This window comes from Variovorax sp. 770b2 (assembly GCF_900115685.1).
GTDB lineage: Bacteria > Pseudomonadota > Gammaproteobacteria > Burkholderiales > Burkholderiaceae_C > Variovorax.
Genome location: NZ_FOXJ01000010.1, coordinates 176,619 through 191,064 on the forward strand (window position 1 = coordinate 176,619; position 14,446 = coordinate 191,064).

At 68.6% G+C, this 14,446-nt stretch carries 13 protein-coding genes; 12 read left to right on the plus strand and 1 reads right to left on the minus strand.

Going from position 1 to position 14,446, the window contains the following annotated elements:
• Window positions 1–28 precede the first annotated feature (28 nt).
• The 7 genes from BM133_RS32545 to mdoH all read left to right on the plus strand — a co-directional run bounded on the left by BM133_RS32545 (window position 29) and on the right by mdoH (window position 7,891).
• Window positions 29–484, plus strand: coding sequence for a hypothetical protein (locus BM133_RS32545; protein ID WP_093443355.1), 456 nt, complete (start codon window positions 29–31; stop codon window positions 482–484).
• An 85-nt stretch (window positions 485–569) separates the two neighbouring features.
• Window positions 570–1,931 carry a tRNA (N6-isopentenyl adenosine(37)-C2)-methylthiotransferase MiaB gene (gene miaB, locus BM133_RS32550; RefSeq protein ID WP_093443357.1) on the plus strand — a complete coding sequence of 454 codons (1,362 nt, stop codon included), beginning with the start codon at window positions 570–572 and terminating at the stop codon, window positions 1,929–1,931.
• On the plus strand, window positions 1,931–3,358 hold the full coding sequence (locus BM133_RS32555; protein ID WP_093443359.1) for a sensor histidine kinase: 1,428 nt from the start codon (window positions 1,931–1,933) through the stop codon (window positions 3,356–3,358). The genes miaB and BM133_RS32555 overlap by 1 nt, the downstream gene beginning before the upstream one ends.
• A gap of 55 nt (window positions 3,359–3,413) precedes the next feature.
• Window positions 3,414–4,082 carry a hypothetical protein gene (locus BM133_RS32560; protein WP_093443361.1) on the plus strand — a complete coding sequence of 223 codons (669 nt, stop codon included), beginning with the start codon at window positions 3,414–3,416 and terminating at the stop codon, window positions 4,080–4,082.
• On the plus strand, window positions 4,079–5,467 hold the full coding sequence (locus BM133_RS32565; protein ID WP_093443363.1) for a sigma 54-interacting transcriptional regulator: 1,389 nt from the start codon (window positions 4,079–4,081) through the stop codon (window positions 5,465–5,467). Before BM133_RS32560 ends, BM133_RS32565 begins: the two co-directional genes overlap by 4 nt.
• A 193-nt stretch (window positions 5,468–5,660) precedes the next feature.
• The gene (locus tag BM133_RS32570; protein ID WP_093443365.1) at window positions 5,661–5,864 is read left to right on the plus strand and encodes a hypothetical protein; all 204 of its coding nucleotides are present in this window, start codon (window positions 5,661–5,663) and stop codon (window positions 5,862–5,864) included.
• Between the two features lie 5 nt (window positions 5,865–5,869).
• Window positions 5,870–7,891 carry a glucans biosynthesis glucosyltransferase MdoH gene (mdoH, locus tag BM133_RS32575; RefSeq protein ID WP_093443367.1) on the plus strand — a complete coding sequence of 674 codons (2,022 nt, stop codon included), beginning with the start codon at window positions 5,870–5,872 and terminating at the stop codon, window positions 7,889–7,891.
• Window positions 7,892–8,105: 214 nt separating this feature from the next.
• On the opposite strand, the gene ffh is transcribed toward mdoH, so the two are convergent.
• The gene (gene ffh, locus BM133_RS32580; RefSeq protein ID WP_093443411.1) at window positions 8,106–9,494 is read right to left on the minus strand and encodes a signal recognition particle protein; all 1,389 of its coding nucleotides are present in this window, start codon (window positions 9,492–9,494) and stop codon (window positions 8,106–8,108) included.
• 185 nt (window positions 9,495–9,679) lie between these two features.
• Between ffh and BM133_RS32585 the strand changes: the two genes are divergently transcribed.
• The 5 genes from BM133_RS32585 to ampD all read left to right on the plus strand — a co-directional run.
• Complete coding sequence (locus BM133_RS32585; protein ID WP_093443369.1) at window positions 9,680–10,495, plus strand: cytochrome C assembly family protein; 816 nt, start codon at window positions 9,680–9,682, stop codon at window positions 10,493–10,495.
• On the plus strand, window positions 10,492–10,764 hold the full coding sequence (locus BM133_RS32590; protein ID WP_093443371.1) for a PP0621 family protein: 273 nt from the start codon (window positions 10,492–10,494) through the stop codon (window positions 10,762–10,764). The genes BM133_RS32585 and BM133_RS32590 overlap by 4 nt, the downstream gene beginning before the upstream one ends.
• A gap of 16 nt (window positions 10,765–10,780) precedes the next feature.
• Complete coding sequence (locus BM133_RS32595) at window positions 10,781–12,478, plus strand: two-component system sensor histidine kinase NtrB (RefSeq protein WP_093443373.1); 1,698 nt, start codon at window positions 10,781–10,783, stop codon at window positions 12,476–12,478.
• A 4-nt stretch (window positions 12,479–12,482) separates the two neighbouring features.
• Window positions 12,483–14,054 carry a sigma-54-dependent transcriptional regulator gene (locus BM133_RS32600; RefSeq protein WP_093443375.1) on the plus strand — a complete coding sequence of 524 codons (1,572 nt, stop codon included), beginning with the start codon at window positions 12,483–12,485 and terminating at the stop codon, window positions 14,052–14,054.
• Window positions 14,041–14,446: 1,6-anhydro-N-acetylmuramyl-L-alanine amidase AmpD (gene ampD / locus BM133_RS32605; RefSeq protein ID WP_093443377.1), on the plus strand; the 406-nt coding region annotated here is incomplete at its 3' end. The genes BM133_RS32600 and ampD, both read left to right, overlap by 14 nt.

The window sequence follows — 14,446 nt, forward strand, 5'->3', positions numbered from 1 at the left end:
GCCGCTCCACAGCCTCTGGATATACCCCATGAACCGCTGCAAGAAAACCACGAATGCCCTCACTTTCACCGCGCTTTGCACCCTCGCCGCAAGCGCCGGACTCTTCTCCCTGCAGGCCAGCGCCCAGGACGAGGTTCCCCGCCCCCAGACCCAGAACGAATCGCTCAACGGCGGGCGCAACTTCCCCATCGGCACGCTGCGCGGCAAGTTCATGGTGACCAATGCGCCCGACGTCGAGCTGGACGGCAACGCCGACCGCCTGGGCGCCGGCGCCCGCATCCGCAGCCCGCAGAACATGCTGGTGATGCCCGGCGCGATCATTGGCCAGAAGTACCTGGTGAACTACACGCGCGATGCGGCCGGCCTGCTGCGCGAGATCTGGATCCTCACGCCCGAGGAAGCCGTGGCCAGCCGGGAGTCGCTGAACAAGCCGCTGCTGAACATCTGGCCGTTCGCCACGAACGACACCCTCAATACGCAGTAACCGCTGCAAGCAAGAAAGAAAGGCGGCGCAGGCCTTCCGCGCCCGCCGCGCCCTCCATCCCCGGAGGGCATCGAGAGAGCACCCCATGAAAAAAGTATTCATCAAGACCTTCGGCTGCCAGATGAACGAGTACGACTCGGACAAGATGGCCGACGTGCTGCACGCCGCGCAGGGCTACGAGCCGACGCAGAACGTGGACGAGGCCGACCTCATCCTGTTCAACACCTGCTCGGTGCGCGAGAAGGCCCAGGAAAAGGTGTTCTCCGACCTCGGCCGCGTGAAGCACCTGAAGGCCAAGGGCGTGAAGATCGGCGTGGGCGGCTGCGTGGCGAGCCAGGAAGGCGCGGCCATCATCGCGCGCGCGCCCTACGTCGACATCGTGTTCGGCCCGCAGACGCTGCACCGCCTGCCCGAGATGCTCAACGACCGCGAGCGCCTGAACCGCCCGCAGGTGGACATCAGCTTCCCCGAGATCGAGAAGTTCGACCACCTGCCGCCCGCACGCGTGGAAGGCGCCACCGCCTTCGTGTCGATCATGGAAGGCTGCTCCAAGTACTGCAGCTACTGCGTGGTGCCCTACACCCGCGGCGAGGAAGTGAACCGTCCGCTCGATGACGTGCTGGTCGAAATCGCCGGCCTCGCGGACCAGGGCGTGCGCGAGATCACGCTGCTGGGCCAGAACGTGAACGCCTACCGCGGCCGCATGGGCGACACCGCGGAGATCGCCGATTTCGCGCTGCTCATCGAGTACGTTGCCGAGATCCCCGGCATCGAGCGCATCCGCTACACCACCAGCCACCCGAACGAGTTCACGCCGCGGCTCATCGAGGCCTATGCCAAGGTGCCGCAACTGGTGAGCCACCTGCATCTTCCGGTGCAGCACGGCAGTGACCGCATCCTGATGGCCATGAAGCGCGGCTACACCGCCATGGAATACAAGAGCACGGTGCGCAAGCTCCGCGCCATCCGCCCCGACCTGGCCCTCTCCAGCGACTTCATCGTCGGCTTCCCCGGCGAGACCGACGAAGACTTCGCCCGGATGATGAAGCTCATCGACGACTGCCAGTTCGACAACAGCTTCAGCTTCATCTTCAGCCCGCGCCCCGGCACGCCGGCCGCGGCGCTCAAGGACGACACGCCGCACGAAGTGAAGCTCGCGCGCCTGCAGACGCTGCAGCGCGTGATCGACGGCAACGTGCGCCGCTTCGGCGACGCGCTCGTGGGCAGCACGCAGCGCGTGCTGGTCGAAGGCGCTTCCCGCAAGGACGCCAACGAGCTGATGGGCCGCACCGCCTGCAACCGCGTCGTCAATTTCGAAGGCGATGCGCGCCTGGTCGGCCAGATGGCCGACCTGCGCATCACGCGCTCGCTGGCCTACACGCTGCGCGGCGAAGTGCCGACCAGCGAATCGTCGATGGCATCGTCCGCCGCCGCGCTCGCCCACTGATGGCGAAGCGACCTTCGACCCGGGGCTCGTTCCAGCAGCTCCTGCTGTTTGCCTTCTTGCTGATCACCGCGCTGCTGGTGGGCGTGGCGCTGCGCTCGGTGTTCCAGTACGACGCCCTCATGACCCAGAGCCGCGACGCCGCGGCGCGCGCGCTGCGGCTTTCGGGCGCGTCCCAGTCGCTGGCCGAACGCAGCGCGGCCATGGAACGCGCCGGGCGCCAGTCGCTGGTGCTCAACGACGCGGTGCTGCGCCGCCGCTTCGACGAGGCCGCGCGCGAATCGCACCAGGTGCTCGAGCGGCTCGAGAAGAACGGTCTCATGCCCGCCAGCATCGAGATGTGGCGCGCGCAGCTGGGCGTGATCGAGGGCCTCATGAGCGGCAGCGCCGACAGCGCCCTCACGCGCGAGAGCAACATGGCCATGCAGTTCCGCGAGCTCGACACGCTCAACACCAACCTCGCGCAACAGGCCCAGTTCCTCATCGAGACACAGAACGACGCGCTCGCCAAGCGCATAGAGAACGCACGCCGCCGGCTGATGCGCGAAGTGGTGGCCTCCAGCGTGCTGGCCGTGGTGCTGGCGCTGGCTTTCGGCATCTGGCTCGCGCGCCCGTTCAAGCGCATGGAGCACGCCATCGTCGGCCTGGGGCAAAACCGCCTGGACGAACCCATCGACATCCGCGGCCCGGCCGACGTGCGGCGCGTGTCGCAGCAGCTCGAATGGCTGCGGCTGCGCCTCACCGAGCTGGACGCCGACAAGGCGCGGTTCCTGCGGCACGTGTCGCACGAACTCAAGACGCCGCTGGCCGCACTGCGCGAAGGCGTCTCGCTGCTCGAAGACGGCGTGACGGGCCCGCTGAACCCGGCGCAGCTCGAAGTCGCGCAGATCCTGAACCAGAACACCGTCTCGCTGCAGGGGCAGATCGAGGCGCTGCTGCGCTTCAATGCCGCTGCGTTCGAGGCGCGCGAACTGCGCCGCGAGCGCACCGAGCTGCTGCCGCTCATCGAGGAGCAGATCGAGGCCCAGCGCCTGCAATGGCAATCGCACGGGCTGCGGGTGCGCGCCGAGGGCGAGCCGCTCGCGCTCACCGTCGACCGCACCAAGCTGGGCACCGCCATCGCCAACCTGCTGTCCAACGCGATCCGCTTTTCGGTAACCGGCGGTGTCATCACGCTCGCGGTGTCCGGCACGCCGGAGGCGGTGCACATCGACGTGAACGACGCCGGGCCGGGCATTGCCGAGGGCGATCGCGACCGGATCTTCGAGCCCTTCTTCCGCGGCGAGCGCCAGCCCGAGCACACGGTCAAAGGCACCGGCATCGGACTTTCCATCGTGCAGGAGTACATTGCAGCCCACGGGGGCCGCATCACGCTGCAGCCTGGCGGGCCCGGTGCACGTTTTCGCATCGAGTTGCCGCGCACGGCCTGACCCTCTTGCCGGCACGCCCCATCTGAATCACCGCTTCGCGCCCCTTTTTCGACCCATGTCTTTTTCGTTCGTCCGCAGTCCCATCCTCGCCGGGGCGTTGGCCTTGCCTTTCGCCCTGTTGCTGACCGCCTGCGCCACGCAGCCCAAGCCGCCCGCCGAGGCCGATGCACTGCCCCCGCCTGCCGTCGTGCCGCGCGTCATGCCGGTCGAGGCCGAGCCCCGCGCGCCCGCCACGCAGCCGGCATCGCTCTTCACGCTGATGACCCAGGGGCCGCAAGCGGCCATGCTGTCGTACGCCGACAAGGTGCGGCCACTCGGCGGCGGCGAGCTGAATGCCGAAATCGCCCGCATCGGCGACCCCGGCGACTCGCCCTCCACGCAGATGCAGCTGGCGATCCTGCTGTCGCAGACCCGCGTGCCGGCCGACCTGGCACGCGCCCTCGGCCTGCTGCAGCGCGTGATCGCCAACCCGTCGCCCGAGGCGCAGCCCCTGCACCCGCTTGCACGCGCGCTGGCGGCCCGCTATGTGGAGCAGCGCCGCGTCGAGGACGACCGCGACAAGCAGGTGCAGCAGCTGCGCGACAGCCAGCGCCGCATCGACCAGCTCAACGACCGCATCGAAGCGCTGCGCGCCATCGAACGCAGCTTCGCGCGGCCCGCGAGCACCCCGGCCCCGGCAGGAGCGCCTGCACCGGCGACCAACGGAACCAAGACAAGCCCATGAGTACATCCGGCGCCCGCCTCCTCGTGGTCGACGACGATCCGGACATGCTGCGCCTGATCTCGATGCGGCTCGTGTCGGCGGGCTACCAGGTCACGGCCGTGACCTCGGCCGAAACGGCACTCACCCAGTTGGAGATCGAACACCCGCAGCTGGTGCTGAGCGACGTGCGCCTGCCCGGGCGCGACGGCCTCGCGCTCTTCGACGAGATCAGGAAGCGCCATCCCTCGCTGCCGGTGATCCTGCTCACCGCCCACGGCACCATTCCCGATGCGGTCGAGGCCACGGCACGCGGCGTGTTCACCTACCTCACCAAGCCCTACGACGCCCGCGAGCTGCTCGACAAGATCGGGCAGGCGTTGGCGCTGGGCGCGCCCGCCAGCACGCCGGCCAAGAGCGGCGACGAAAGCTGGCGCTCCGAAATCGTGAGCCGCAGCAACCGCATGGCCGAGCTGCTCGCCGAGGCGCGCATGGTCGCCAAGTCGGACGCCTCCGTGCTGCTGCGCGGCGACAGCGGCGCCGGCAAGGAGTTGCTGGCACGCGCCATCCACAAGGCCAGCGCGCGCGCCGACAAGCCCTTCGTGGCGGTCAATTGCGGCGCCATTCCCGAGGCGCTGCTCGAGTCGGAACTGTTCGGCCACATGAAGGGGGCCTTCACCGACGCCCACGCGAATCACAAGGGCCTGTTCCAGCAGGCCGACGGCGGCACGCTGCTGCTGGACGAAATCGGGGACATGCCGCCCGCCCTGCAAGTGAAGCTGCTGCGCGTGCTGCAGGAGCGTGCCGTGCGGCCGCTGGGCGCGAGCCAGTCGATCGAGGTCGACGTGCGCATCGTCTCGGCCACCCACCGCGACCTGGACGCCGCGATGGAGGCGGGCCAGTTCCGCGAAGACCTCTATTACCGCCTGAATGTGGTGACGCTCACGCTGCCGCCGCTGTCGGCGCGACGCGAAGACATTCCGCTTTTGGCCAATCACTTCCTGCAGCGCCTGTCGACCAAGTACGGCAAGCGGCTCTCCGGCTTCGCACCCGAGGCGTTGAAGGCGCTGACCACCGCCGCTTGGCCGGGCAACGTGCGCCAGCTGTTCAACGTGGTCGAGCAGGTGTGCGCGCTGTCCAGCTCGCCGCTGATCCCCTTGGCGCTGGTGCAGCGCGCCTTGCGCGTGCCGACGGTCGAGGTCCAGACCTACGCCGATGCCAAGCAGCGCTTCGAGCGCGATTACCTCGTCGGCCTGCTCAAGCTGACCGACGGCAACGTGGCCGACGCGGCCCGCCTGGCCGACCGCAACCGCACCGAGTTCTACCGTCTGCTGCAGAAGCACGAGCTCACGCCGGGGCACTTCAAGGCCGATGCTGTCGCTCCGGGCCCCGACCCTGTCGCCGAGTAGCGACGCCCCTAAGTCGTTGATTTAAAAGGCCATATCCCACCAGCCGCGCTGGCTTGTCGGGATTCGGCGACAAAAACAGGGGTTTGGAGGCCCGCCGGCAGGCCTCCCCGCTGAAAACGGCATCCAGATCGCTCCAAGTCGTTGATCTGAAAGCGTTTTTCGATGCTGGCACAGGGTTTGCCCCTGTACTGGCATGACAGCACTCACCAGCCCATCTTTCGTACTGCGTCAGCAGCGCGACGGCCTGCGTCAAAAGCAGTTTTCCCTCTCGCGGCCCCGTGCCGCGGGTTATTCGCTCGCCGCACTCGCCAGCGCAGGCGGCGCCGAACCGGATTGCGTCATCAAGCGCTTTCCTGCCATTGGCGACACCCCTTCCCTCGACAAGCAACGTTGGTAAATCACATGAAGCCCACTGACTTCTCCCAACTGAACGTGCTGACCGAAGCCGATTTTTCGCACCGCAGCCCGGTCCGCGAAGAACGCCATCCCAACTCGGTCACCGCACCGCCCGTCAACCGCGGCTCCATGACGCCCCGCCCCTGGCGCGGTTTCTGGAACAGCATCGGCACCGCGCTCCTGGTCAAGCTCGGCGCAGGCCGTGCAGCCGAAGACACGCGCGCTGAATCTGCCGAATCCGCACAGCAGGTCAAGCAGCCGTGGCAGCGCGCCGCGGCCCGCCGCCGCAACGCCTTCATGCTGCTCACCGTGCTGAGCACCGTGATCGCCTCCACGCTGTTCGCCGGCGTGCAACCCGACTACGACAACGTCTGGCTCGAATACGGCCAGATCGGCCTGTACGGTCTGCTCTCGGGCTGGGTCGTGACCGGTTTCGTGACCGCCCTCATGGGCTTCTACGTTTCGGTGCGCGGCGACAAGCACGCGCTGTCGGCCAAGCAGGTCGCCAACCACCCGATGAACCCCGAGGCACGCACCGCGATCATCATGCCGATCTGCAACGAAGACGTTGCCACGGTGTTCGCGGGCCTGCGCGCCACCTGCGAATCGGTCGCCTCCACCGGCCACGCCAGGCAGTTCGACGTGTTCGTGCTGTCCGACAGCTACAACCCCGAGACCGCCGCCGCCGAGCGCGCCGCCTGGGAAGACCTGCGCGCCGCCCTGGCCGACAGCCCGAACCAGCCGCAAGTGGAGGTGTACTACCGCCTGCGCACCCGCCGCACCCACCGCAAGGCCGGCAACGTGGCCGACTTCTGCCGCCGCTGGGGCAAGGACTACCGCTACATGGTCGTGCTCGACGCCGACTCCGTGATGAGCGGCGACTGCCTGACCTCGATGGTCAAGCTGATGGAAGCCAACCCCACCGCCGGCATCATCCAGACGGCGACGCAGGCCATCGGCCACGTCACGCTGCATGCCCGCGCACAGCAATTCGCTTCCCGCGTGACGGGCCGCCTGTTCACGCTGGGCATGCAGTTCTGGCAACTGGGCGAATCGCACTACTGGGGCCACAACGCGATCATCCGTGTCGAACCCTTCATGAAGCATTGCGCGCTGGCCCCGATCAAGGGCACCGGCGGCATGTCGGGCGGCATCATGTCGCACGACTTCGTGGAAGCCGCGCTGATGCGCCGTGCCGGCTACAACGTGTGGCTGGTGTCCGACCTGGTCGGCAGCTACGAGCAGCAGCCGCCGGACCTCTTGGCCGAACTGCAGCGCGACCGCCGCTGGTGCCAGGGCAACCTGCAGAACGCCCGCCTGATGGCCGAGCCCGGCATCCACCCAGTGCACCGCGCCATGTTCGTGACCGGCACCATGGCCTATGTTTCCGCACCGCTGTGGCTGGCCTTCCTGACGCTGGGCACGGCCCTGTGGCTCAGCGGTTCCAGCCTCGTATCGAACTGGAGCGTGCTGCCCGCCGAACTGGCCGGCCTCTGGGTCTGGACCCTGTGCCTGTTGTTCCTGCCGCGCGTGCTGGGCATCGCTGCCGTGCTGATGCGCGGCGAGCAACGCCAGTACGGCGGTACCTGGGGCTTGGTGAAGAGCTCGGTGATGGAAAGCGCCCTGGCCATCGTGCAGGCGCCAGTCCGCATGCTGGCCCACTCGCTGTTCGTGCTGGTCGCCCTTACCGGCATCAAGCTCGACTGGAAGTCGCCCCCGCGCGAAGCCAACGCCGTGCCCTGGAAGATCGCTGCCACGCAACTGGCGCCCATGACGCTGGTGATCGGCCTGCTGGCCGTCGGCGTCGCGATGATCGACCCGAGCGCGCTGATCTGGCTCATGCCTGTCGGCCTGCCGCTGCTGCTGGCGATTCCGCTGACCGTGCTGACCAGCCAGATCGCGCTGGGCACCACGCTGCGCGACCGCGGCTTCCTGCTGATTCCCGAGGAATCGCGTTCGCCGGCCGTGCTGCGCCGCGCCTGGATGCATGCGCTGCGCCTGGCGCGCCCCGCGTTGGCTGCAGCCTGAAATGGCTTGATGCGCTGAGGACTCAGTCGGCCATCTGGCCGTCCAAAGCGAAATGCCCCGCCGAGCGGGGCATTTTTCATTGGATCAACGAATAACTGCCGGCACCGATCGCGCTGTACGAGACGGCTTTGGAAGCGCAGGCTCGATGAAAGCGAAGCAGCCCGCCGAGGAATCCTCGGCGGGCTTCTTTTTTCCGTCTATGTATGTACGAAGCTCAGAACGGCAGCTTCGGACCGCCAGGCCCACCCATGCCGCCCATGCCCTTCATGCCGCCCATCTTCTTCATCATCTTCATGAGGCCGCCGCCCTTCATCTTCTTCATCATTCCCTGCATCTGCTCGAACTCGTTGAGGAGGCGGTTCACTTCCTGAACCTGTACGCCGGCGCCGGCCGCGATGCGGCGCTTGCGCGTGGCCTTCAGCAGCTCGGGCTTGCGGCGCTCCAGCGGAGTCATGCTCTGGATGATCCCTTCCTTGCGGCGGATGTCGCGCTCGGCGCGCGTCATGTCGGCCTCGCTCGCCTTGGCGGCCATCTGCGTGGGCAGCTTGTCCATGAGGCTGGAGAGCCCACCCATCTGCTTCATCTGCTGCAGCTGGCCGAGGAAGTCGTTCAGGTCGAAGCCCGCACCGCTCTTGACCTTGGCCGCGAGCTTCTGCGCCGCCGCCACGTCGACGCCGGCCGTGACCTGCTCGACCAGCGCGACGATGTCGCCCATGCCCAGGATGCGGCCCGCATGGCGTTCGGCATCGAACACCTCCAGGCCATCGATCTTTTCGCTGGTGCCCGCGAACTTGATCGGCACGCCCGTCACCTGCCGCACCGACAGCGCCGCGCCGCCGCGCGAGTCGCCGTCGGTCTTGGTCAGGATGATGCCGGTGAGGGGCAGCGCCTCCTTGAAGGCCTTGGCGGTGTTGATCGCGTCCTGGCCCTGCATGGCATCGACCACGAACAGGGTTTCGACCGGATCGAGCGCCGCATGCAGCTGCTTGATTTCGGTCATCAGCACTTCATCGATGGCGAGGCGGCCGGCCGTGTCGACCAGCAGCACGTCGAAGTAGTGGCGCTTGGCGTGATCGAGCGCGGCGCGCGCGATGTCCAGCGGCTTCTGGTCGGGCGTGCTCGGGAACCACTCGGCGCCGGCCTGCTTCGTTACGGTCTTGAGCTGCTCGATGGCGGCCGGGCGGTACACGTCGCCCGACACCGTGAGCACCTTCTTCTTGCGCTTCTCGATCAGGTGCTTGGCCAGCTTGGCGGTGGTGGTGGTCTTGCCGGCGCCCTGCAGGCCGGCCATCAGGATCACCGCGGGCGGTTGCGCCGCGAGGTTGATGTCGGAAATGCCCTCGCCCATGGTGGCGGCGAGCTCGCGGTTCACGATGCCGACCAGCGCCTGGCCCGGCTTGAGCGAGCCCAGCACTTCCTGGCCGAGCGACTTTTCCTTCACCCGGGCGACGAAATCGCGCACCACGGGCAGCGCCACGTCGGCCTCCAGCAGCGCCATGCGCACCTCGCGCAGCATGTCCTGCACGTTGCTTTCGGTGATGCGGGCCTGGCCGCTCATCGTCTTGACGAGGCGGGAGAACTTTTCTGTAAGGGCGGTGGCCATGAAGAAGGAGCCTTGCTGCCCGCCGCGGCGGGTCATTGGAAAGTCGTGAACCTGAGATCGGCTGCCTACTGCCCCTTCGGGAAACACCGAGGAACCGGCTTTGCCGAGCCTCTGGTGTTGCCCCCGGTGAGGGGGTTGGCGCTGCGACACGAAGTGCGCAAGCCTGGGGGAGATAAACTCCTCCGATGATTTTAGCGATCCCCTCCCCACTCGGCGTGGCGCTGGGCATCGCCACTGCGGCGGCCTACGGTTTTGCCGCCGCTGCGGGTGCCAGGCTCAGCCGTCAGACCACCCAATGGGCCCTCGGAATTGCATGGCTTCTGCATGCGGCCGTGCTGGCGCACGGACTGATCGGCAGCGAACCGCGCTTCGGCTTTGCCCCTGCCCTGTCGGTCACGGCCTGGCTGGTGCTCACCGTCTATGCGATCGAAAGCCGCTTGTATCCCCAGCTGAAGGTGCGGCGGGCGCTCGCCTGGCTGGGGGCGGCGGCGGTGCTTCTCGCCATTCTTTTTCCCGGTACGCCGCTGCACGTCACCGCCTCGCCGTGGCTGCCCCTGCACCTTGCATTGGGCATCGCCTCCTATGGCCTCTTCGGCGCGGCCGTGGTCCATGCCTGGCTGATCACGCGTGCCGAAAAACAGATTCGCCTGACGACCGGCGCCGCTCCGGAAGGCGGCGTACCGCTCCTCACCCTGGAGCGCCTCACCTTCCGCTTCGTGACCGCGGGCTTCGTGCTGCTGTCGGCCACGCTGCTGGCCGGCCTGCTGTTCACCGAGCAGCTGTACGGCGCCGCGGGCCGCGCCTGGAAGTGGGACCACAAGACGACGTTCTCCGTCCTCGCCTGGTTCACCTTCGCGGTTCTCCTGATCGGCCGCGCGCGCTTCGGCTGGCGCGGCCGCACCGCCCGCCGCGTGCTGTACGCCGGCTCCGCCCTGTTGCTGCTGGCCTATGTGGGTTCCCGCTTCGTGCTCGAAGTGGTGCTGGCGCGTCCTCCCGTATGAAATACCTCCTCGTCCTCGCCGTGCTCTGGATCGCCATCTGGCTCTGGCGCAAGAACCGGCGCGAAGAAATGCGCGATGCCCAGCGCGAGCGCATGGCCAAGGCGCAGCAGCGCCCGGCCGCGCCGGCGGCGGTCGCGGCGCCGCAGGCCATGGTGCGCTGCGCCCATTGCGGCCTGCACCTGCCCGCGAGCGACGCCATCGCCGGCCCCGACGACGCGGTCTATTGCAGCGCCGCGCACCGTCAGGCCGCCGTCGCGGCGCGCGGCTGAACACGCCCCCTGCTCCATGAGCACCCCCCTCTGGTCGCGCGGCGAGCCGGTCACCGACTGGGACGTGCTCGAGCAAGGCGGCAGCGAGAGCACCGCGCTCTTGCGCCTGTGGCGCGGCTTCATGGCCGCGCGCTGCTTCGTCGCGCTGGTGCTGGTGGTGCTGCAGGGCGTGGCCTTCGCGCTCGGGCAGACGATGCAGGCGGCGGCCATCGCCATCTCGGCCGGCTACCTGGTGGCCACCTGGCTGGAGATGCGCTATGCGCACTTCGAACCACCGATCCGCGGCTTCTCGACGCTGTGGCTCGTGACCATCGGCGTCGACCTGGCCACCTTCACCGCGCTGCAGGTGCTGCAGGGCGGCAACGTCAACTACACGCCGCTGTTCGCGCTGCCGGTGCTCATGAGCGCGGTGCTCGGCACGGTGATCGTGAGCCTGGGCACCACGGCCACCGTCACCTTGCTGCTGCTGGCGGATGCGGGATGGCACTGGCTGCAGCAGCCGGGCGACGCCTCGGCGCGCTTCGTGCAGGCGGCGCTCACCGGCACCGGCCTCTTCGTGGTGGCCCTGCTCGCGCACGAGCTGGCGCGCCGCCTCGCGCGCGAAGAAGTGGTGGCGCAGCGCAACCGCAGCAGCGCGCAGATGCAGGCCGAGGTCAACGACCTGGTGATCGAGACGCTCGCCGAAGGCGTGCTGGTGATCGACGCCGAAGGCATGGTGCACGCGGCCAATCCGGCGGCGGACGCGATCCTCGGCCAGGGCCTGGCGAAACTCCCGCTGCCGTTCGCGCTGCACGCGCAGCCCGCCTGGCACGCGCTGGCCGCGCTCTCGCGCCAGACCTTCGCGCGGCGGGCGCCGCAGTCCGAAGAGATTCCCGTCGCACAGGCTCGCGGCGCGGCGCGCGAAGTGCGCGTGCGCACCCGGCTCACGCCCACCAGCGACAAGCGCGCCGACAGCCTCTGCGTGATGTTCCTGCAGGACCTGCGCGAACTCGAGGCCCGCATCCGTACCGAAAAGCTGGCCGCGATGGGCCGCATGTCCGCCGCCGTGGCACACGAAATCCGCAATCCGCTGGCGGCCATCGCGCAGGCCAGCGCCCTGCTCAGCGAAGACCTGACCGACCCCGCGCACCGCAAGCTCACCGACATGGTCCAGCACAACGCGCAGCGCCTGGCCCGCATCGTGGACGACGTACTCGACGTCTCCCGCGCACGCCAGCAGCGCGTGCTCTCGCTCGGCGAACAGGTGGTGCTCGACCCCGCGGTGCAGGTGCTGGCCGAGGAATGGGTGCGGCAGACGCAGCGCAAGGGCGTGCGCATCGCGCTCGATGCGCCCGGCATCGACGTGCGCTTCGACGCCGAGCACCTGCGCCGCCTCCTGGTGAACCTGCTGGACAACGCATCGCGCTATGCGGGCAAGGGCGAGGGCGCGATCCAGGTCATCACCACGCTGCAGCGCGCGGGCACCAACCGCCCGGCGCTGCAGGTGTGGAGCGACGGCGCACCGCTGGAGCCGGCGGTGCAGCGCCACCTGTTCGAGCCCTTCTTCTCGTCCGAGAGCCGCTCCAGCGGCCTGGGGCTGTTCCTCTGCCGCGAGCTGTGCCGGCGACATGGCGCCACCATCGGCTACGAGCGGCGGGCGCTCGCGGCGGGCGGCCCCGAGGGCAACGAATTCTTCGTCAGCTTCGCCGCCAGCGAGAACCGGCTGACACAATAGCGTCGTGAGCACCCCACTGTCTTCCGCCCCGCGTCCCGCGCAGATCCTTGTCATCGACGACGAGCCCGACCTGCGCACGCTGTATGAGCTGACGCTGCTGCGCGAGGGCTATCACGTCGAAGCCGCGGGCAGCGTGTCCGAGGCCTGGCAGCACCTGGAGGCCGGGCGCTTCGATGCGGTGATCACCGACATGCGGCTGCCCGACGGACAGGGCATGGAGATCATCCACCGCATCCAGAAGAACCAGCGCAGCGAGCGCTGCGTGGTGATGACGGCCTACGGCTCGGCGGAAAACGCAGTCGAGGCGCTCAAGGCGGGCGCGTTCGACTACCTCACGAAGCCGGTCGACCTGAAGCAGTTCCGTGCCGTGGTCGCTTCCGCGGTGCAGGCCACGCGGGCGCCCGTCGTGCAGGTCAAGCCGGAGAAGGCTGCCGCCGCCAGCACCAGCGGGCGCGCCGAGGCCGCTTCGGGCACTGGCAGCAGCGGCGTTGCAGCGCTCGATCGCCTGGTGGGCGATTCGGACCCGATGCGCCTGGTCAAGTCGCGCATCGCCAAGGTGGCGCGCGGCATGGCGCCGGTGCTGGTGCGCGGCGAGTCGGGCACCGGCAAGGAACTGGTGGCGCGCGCGGTGCACGCCTGCAGCCAGCGCAGCGACGGCCCGTTCGTCGCTGTCAACTGCGGCGCGATTCCCGAGAACCTGCTCGAGGCCGAATTCTTCGGCGCGAAGAAGGGCTCGTACACCGGCTCCTCGCAGGACCGCGACGGCTACTTCCAGGCCGCGCGCAGTGGCACGCTGTTCCTGGACGAAATCGGCGACCTGCCGCTGGCCATGCAATCCAAACTCCTGCGCGCGATCCAGGAGCGCAGCGTGCGCTCCATCGGCTCGACGCAGGAAGAAGCGGTCGACGTGCGCATCGTGAGCGCCACCCACAAGGACCTGCACGCCGAAGTGCAGGCCGGCCGATTCCGGCAAGACCTTTTCTACCGCCTCAACGTGATCGAGATCGCGGTGCCCGCGCTGCGCGACCGCCGCGAAGACCTGCCCGCGCTGTGCGCCGCGCTGCTCGCACGCATCGCGCAGGACGGCGGGCTGCCGGTGCCGCACCTGTCGGCCGAACTGCTGCGCCGCCTGGCGCTGCACCCGCTCGAGGGCAACGTGCGCGAGCTCGAGAATCTGCTGCACCGCGCGGTCGCACTCAACGACGGCGACGAACTGCACCTGGACCTGATGGGCGGCAACGTCGCGACGACGATGGCGGCTGCCGATGTGGCATCGGTCACGCCCTCGCAACTCGCGCCTCGCAGCGACGCACCGGCATCGGCCACCGAACCCAAGCCGGCACCGGTGGCCGAATTCAAGCCCACCCCGCCGCCCCTGCCGTCCGACCTGCAGGCCTACCTCGACCAGCAGGAGCGCGAGATCCTCGTGCGCGCGCTGCACGAGAGCGGCTTCAACCGCACCGCGGCCGCCGCGCGACTGGGCATGAGCCTGCGCCAGATCCGCTACCGCATCGCGCGGCTGGGCATCACCACGCCCAACGGCGACGATGGCGCCAGCAGCCATGCCGACGACTGAAGCCCTCCCGCACGACACGCCGCACGCCGACGACGGGCTCTGGCGGGCCGGCTGGTACCGCTTCGCGAAAGCCCTGCCCTCGCCGAACTTCGGCCCGCGCCCCGCCGGCGCGCAGACCGACCTGATCGTGCTGCACTCGATCAGCCTGCCACCCGGCGAATACGGCGGCGATGCGGTGCAGCGGCTCTTCACCAACCAACTCGACTGGGATGCGCACCCCTACTTCCAGTCGATCCGCGGCATCGAGGTGTCCTCGCATTTCTACGTGCGCCGCAATGGAGACCTTTGGCAATTCGTGAGCTGCGACGAACGCGCGTGGCATGCGGGCGTGTCGTCGTGGCGCGGCCGCGGCAACTGCAACGACGACTCGATCGGCATCGAGCTCGAGGGCC

Excerpts from the sequence above, each read along its gene's own strand:
- BM133_RS32545 (WP_093443355.1), top strand. The coding sequence starts at position 29 with ATGAACCGCTGCAAGAAAACCACGAATGCCCTCACTTTCACCGCGCTT.
- miaB (WP_093443357.1), top strand. The coding sequence starts at position 570 with ATGAAAAAAGTATTCATCAAGACCTTCGGCTGCCAGATGAACGAGTAC.
- BM133_RS32555 (WP_093443359.1), top strand. The coding sequence starts at position 1,931 with ATGGCGAAGCGACCTTCGACCCGGGGCTCGTTCCAGCAGCTCCTGCTG.
- BM133_RS32560 (WP_093443361.1), top strand. The coding sequence starts at position 3,414 with ATGTCTTTTTCGTTCGTCCGCAGTCCCATCCTCGCCGGGGCGTTGGCC.
- BM133_RS32565 (WP_093443363.1), top strand. The coding sequence starts at position 4,079 with ATGAGTACATCCGGCGCCCGCCTCCTCGTGGTCGACGACGATCCGGAC.
- BM133_RS32570 (WP_093443365.1), top strand. The coding sequence starts at position 5,661 with ATGACAGCACTCACCAGCCCATCTTTCGTACTGCGTCAGCAGCGCGAC.
- mdoH (WP_093443367.1), top strand. The coding sequence starts at position 5,870 with ATGAAGCCCACTGACTTCTCCCAACTGAACGTGCTGACCGAAGCCGAT.
- ffh (WP_093443411.1), bottom strand. The coding sequence starts at position 9,494 with ATGGCCACCGCCCTTACAGAAAAGTTCTCCCGCCTCGTCAAGACGATG.
- BM133_RS32585 (WP_093443369.1), top strand. The coding sequence starts at position 9,680 with ATGATTTTAGCGATCCCCTCCCCACTCGGCGTGGCGCTGGGCATCGCC.
- BM133_RS32590 (WP_093443371.1), top strand. The coding sequence starts at position 10,492 with ATGAAATACCTCCTCGTCCTCGCCGTGCTCTGGATCGCCATCTGGCTC.
- BM133_RS32595 (WP_093443373.1), top strand. The coding sequence starts at position 10,781 with ATGAGCACCCCCCTCTGGTCGCGCGGCGAGCCGGTCACCGACTGGGAC.